The organism is Vicinamibacteria bacterium, assembly GCA_035620555.1.
Taxonomy (GTDB): Bacteria; Acidobacteriota; Vicinamibacteria; order Marinacidobacterales; family SMYC01; genus DASPGQ01.
Map to the genome: position 1 here is coordinate 1 of DASPGQ010000580.1, position 4,449 is coordinate 4,449.

Here is a 4,449-nt window from a genome sequence, read left to right on the forward strand (position 1 = left end):
AAGCTCTGGGGCCCGACAATTGGGGGAAATCCGTCGCCGCCTGTCTGCGCATCGAGCGGGCACGGGCCCGTGGCGTTTCCGTATGGGCGGATCAATATCCCTACGAGGCTTCGGGAACGGGCATCATCGGAGCACTGGTGCCGCGCTGGGCGGAGGCAGGCGAGTCGATGCCCGGAGGGCCGACGCCGCTCGAGGCGCGACTGCGGAATCCGTCCGAACGAGCCAGCCTCCGCATCGAGATGCAGGCGAACCTCGAAAGGCGAGGTGGCGCGGAAACACTCCAGATTTCCCGGCACCGCGCCGACCCCAGTATCGAGGGCAAGACACTCGCAGAGCTATCCCGGGAGCGCGACCAGGAACCCGTCGATGTCGCGCTCGACCTTCTCGATGCCGGAGGCGCTAGCCTCGTTTCGTTCAACATGTCGGAGAAGGACATCGCCCACATCATGCAGCAGGACTACACCATGACTTCCTCCGACGGCGGCCTCGTTCCCATGGGTGAGGGCAAACCTCACCCTCGATTCTACGGTACCTTTCCGCGCAAGATCGCACGCTATGTGAAGCAAAGGGGCGTCCTGAGCCTGGCCCAAGCGATTCGTTCGATGACGAGTCTTCCGGCAACGGTCTTCGGTTTGGAAGGCCGTGGACTGCTTCGCCCCGGTGCTCGAGCCGACGTCGTCGTCTTCGACTTCGAGAACATTCGCGACCGCGCAGACTACCGCGACCCCCATCAGCTCGCGGAAGGTGTCGTGCACGTGCTCGTCAACGGTCACTTCGCCGTTCGCGACGGGGCATTCACCGATGCCCTCGCTGGCGAGGTTTTACGCCCCCCAAACTGAGCGCTAAGATCGGAAAAGGGGGCTGGACGACCATGTCAAGAATCGCCGAAAGCATTCTCGAGACGATCGGAAACACCCCACTGGTAAAGCTCACCAAGGTCACGGCCGGAATTCAAGCGACGGTCCTGGCCAAGGTCGAGTTCTTCAACCCTGGCGGGTCGGTCAAGGATCGCATCGGCATCGCCATCCTCGAAGATGCCGAAAGGAGGGGTTTGCTGAAGGCGGGAGGCACGGTGGTCGAGGCCACGTCGGGCAATACCGGCATGGGGCTCGCAATCGCCGCCGCCGTCAAAGGTTACAAATGCATCTTCGTCATGCCCGACAAGATGAGCGACGAAAAGATTCGGGCCCTGCAGGCGCTCGGCGCCAAAGTCGTCGTCACGCCGACTGCGGTCGAGCCCGATGATCCGAGAAGCTATTACAGCGTCTCTCGCAAGATTGCCGACGAGACACCGAATTGCCTCTACGCCAACCAATACCACAATCAAGTGAATCCCCAGGCCCATTATGAGACGAGCGGCCCGGAGATCTGGGAGCAGACCGGCGGTAAAGTGGACGCGCTGGTAGTCGGTTTGGGTACCGGGGGGACGATCTCCGGTACCGGCAGGTATCTCAAGGAGAAGAATCCCGACATCAAGGTGATTGGTGCCGATCCCGTGGGGTCTCTCTATTACGAGTATTTCAAGACGGGAAACCTCGGTGCCGCGCACACTTACAAGGTCGAAGGTGTGGGTGAGGATTTCTTGCCTTCCACGATGCACTTCGACGTCGTCGACGACGTCATTCAGGTCGGGGACAAGGAGTCTTTTCTCATGGCTCGCCGACTCGGCCGAGAGGAGGGTCTATTCGTCGGTGGATCTTGCGGTACCGCCGCGGCCGCCGCGATTCGCTACGCCAAGACGCTGTCCGCAGGCCAAGTGGTGGTAGTCATCCTTCCCGATTCGGGCTCGCGATATCTGTCTAAATTCTTCAATGACGACTGGATGCGTCAGAATCGCTTTCTCGAGAGCGATCTCGGCGAGGGCACCGTGGCGGATCTCCTGGCGGCGAAACGGATCCAGCGAGTCATCACCGCCTCCTCCCGGGAAAGCATGGGGAACGTCGTACAAATGATGAAGGAGCACAATATTTCTCAAGTCCCGGTTCTCGACGACGGTAAACTGAGAGGCCTGGTGACCGAGGTCGCGCTTCTCGACCACATGGTCCAAGGTCATTCTCGACCGGATGAGCCCATCGCGCCGCTGGTGAGCAAGGAACAGATGGAAGTGGTTTCTCCTCGCGCCGGTCTCGAAGCTCTCGCCGAGGTTTTCAGCCGGGGTCACGTCGCGGTCGTGCTCGACCGTGACTCCGTGAGCGGAATCGTCACCAAGATCGATCTCATCGGTTATCTGGCGGAGCACCCTCTCTAGCTGCGCCAACGCTATGAAGATCTCAAGAGATCGGACAAGTTTTTTTTGAGGGGGTGAGCGCAGCTTCAACAGTCCACAGTCGAGAGTCAGAAGCCGCCGCGCATCGCATCTCTTTCTCGACTGTTGGCCGTCGACTGTCGCTAGAAAGTGAGAAGGCCTTGCGGAACGCCGGTTCGCTCCTGGCGATGGTCGTCTTCGTCGGCTGCGGTGAGGAACCGGTAGGAGAGGCACCTCCCGCCCTGCAAATCGAGTTCCTGACCGACCTGGTGATCCCCCCGTCTCCCGACCTCGGCGGGATCTCGGCAATCGTATTCGAGGAATCTTCCGGCACCTGGCTCGCACTCTCCGATGCCAAGAGCGACCACCGTTTCTTCGAGCTCGGAATCGACTTCGCCGATGGTGGACTCCACGTCGAGACCAAGTCGGTCACAAACCTGGTGGGGTTCCCCGGGGTCGTCCTCGATCCCGAGGGGTTAGCGCGCAGTCCCTGGCACACTCTGTTCCTCTCCTCGGATGCCGACTTGCAGGATGATCACAAGGAGGACGCGAAGCTCCTCGAGTTCGATCGGCAGGGCCGTTGGTTGTCGAGTGCGGACGTCCCTCCGAAGTTTCTCGTGCGGGAGGGCCGTGGCGCCCGGAACAATCTGGGTTTCGAGAGTTTGGCGATCTTGTCCGACGGCTCGCGTCTCTTCGTGGGAATGGAGAGCGCCCTCGTGCAGGATGGGCCGGCTGCGAGCCTCGATACCGCCGCGTTCTGCCGCATCGTCGAATACGCCGTAAACGATCGACACGTCGTGCCGGGGGCCGAGTACGTCTATCCCGTCGGCCCGTTCGCCCCCGCTCCCGAGCTCGGCGAGGTGGAAGCATCGGGGGGGCTCGTGGAGCTCGTCGCGCTCTCGGCCTCGCGAGTGCTCGCCCTCGAGCGTATTTTCCTGCGATCCCTCGACGACGATGGCGAAGGCCTCATCCGCGTGCGGCTATACGACGTCGACCTCTCTTCGGCTACCGACGTCTCCGGGCTCGAGTCTCTCGAGTCGAACCGAGACTGGCGTCCCGTTACCAAGGAGCTGTTGGTCGATTTCGACGACGTCGTTCCGCTTCTATCGCCCGAATATCGACGACTGGACAACTTCGAGGCGATGGCTCTCGGGCCCGAGCTACGCGATGGAAGGCGTTCCTTCCTGGTGGTGAGCGACGACAACTTCAGCGAGGATCAGCGTACGGTCTTCTTGCTTTTTGGGTTGAAGGGCCTGGATTAATCCGCTCCGAGCCGTGGCGAGAGCAACCCATTGAGCTCGTCGTAGCTCAACCGTATCTCCGTCGGTCCGAGCGAGTAAGGTGCGACTTCCCCAGGATTGTAAAAGAAGGTCAGACCGTTCGCATCGACGGCGAAATTCTCCGTGAGAGTGAAACGTGTCTCCTCGAAACGAAACCCTGCCGCCTCGAGGTCGGCGTTAGCATCGAGCCCACGGACTTCGCGGAACCGAGTCTCGGCCACGAGTCGAAGCTCTTCAAGCTTGCCTTCCACGAGGACATTCGTGAGGGTGAGTCTCTCACCGGTGCGCGGATCGAAGTTGGCGTAGCGAAAGCTCTCGCGGGCCGTTTCATCTCCGAGAAAAGACCGTTCGGAAAAGCTCAGGGTCACGGCCTGCGGAGTATTGTGGATGACGAACACTTTGCGCTCGAGAAACCAGGGCGCGTCCGACGAGTCGTCGCGCGTCGGGTACTCCATCATGAAGCGTTCGACCAGGCGCGGTGGCGAGCCGCCTTCCTGACCTTCTCGCAGGGGTCGCGACAGAAATTGTTCGATCGCATCGACGATGGCGTCCGCACCCTCGAGAAGCTCGGGCGGGATCTCGACGAGAGTCGCGTGGTCGAAGCGAACGTAGGCGCAACCGGGGGCGCCCGCCGTGCAACCGGCAACTGTGTTTTCGACGGCCTTCATGTCGAAAACGAGCGTTTTCGGCTCGGGCGGCGGCGCGGGTGGCTCCTCGCACGCGACGAGAAAGACGAGCCAAGGCAGGAATCGGTTGTCCATCGGGAGTCAATTACCATGATACCCCCTAAACCCCTCCTACGTCTTCTCCGTTTCCTGGGGCAGCGGCGGTGATTCTCGGGCCGGTTTCCGCCCAACCGGCATGATGATCCAGAGGGCGAAGTAGATCAGAAGACCCCACCCTCCGACGAACGCGGCGATCACG

4 protein-coding genes are annotated in these 4,449 nt (G+C 61.3%); 3 read left to right on the top strand and 1 reads right to left on the bottom strand.

Features of this window, described 5'->3' with window-relative positions; all coding sequences use genetic code 11:
- The 3 genes from VEK15_23570 to VEK15_23580 form a co-directional block, all read left to right on the top strand.
- On the top strand, positions 1 to 839 hold an 839-nt coding region (locus VEK15_23570), incomplete at its 5' end, for an amidohydrolase family protein (protein HXV63700.1).
- A gap of 32 nt (positions 840 to 871) precedes the next feature.
- Positions 872 to 2,248, top strand: coding sequence for a cystathionine beta-synthase (locus VEK15_23575; GenBank protein HXV63701.1), 1,377 nt, complete (start codon positions 872 to 874; stop codon positions 2,246 to 2,248).
- Positions 2,249 to 2,406: 158 nt separating this feature from the next.
- Positions 2,407 to 3,507, top strand: coding sequence for an esterase-like activity of phytase family protein (locus tag VEK15_23580; protein HXV63702.1), 1,101 nt, complete (start codon positions 2,407 to 2,409; stop codon positions 3,505 to 3,507).
- Here VEK15_23580 and VEK15_23585 read toward each other — a convergent pair.
- A complete protein-coding gene (locus tag VEK15_23585) occupies positions 3,504 to 4,286 on the bottom strand; it encodes an RsiV family protein (GenBank protein ID HXV63703.1) in 783 nt (260 codons plus the stop codon). The genes VEK15_23580 and VEK15_23585 overlap by 4 nt on opposite strands.
- Positions 4,287 to 4,449: the final 163 nt, after the last annotated feature.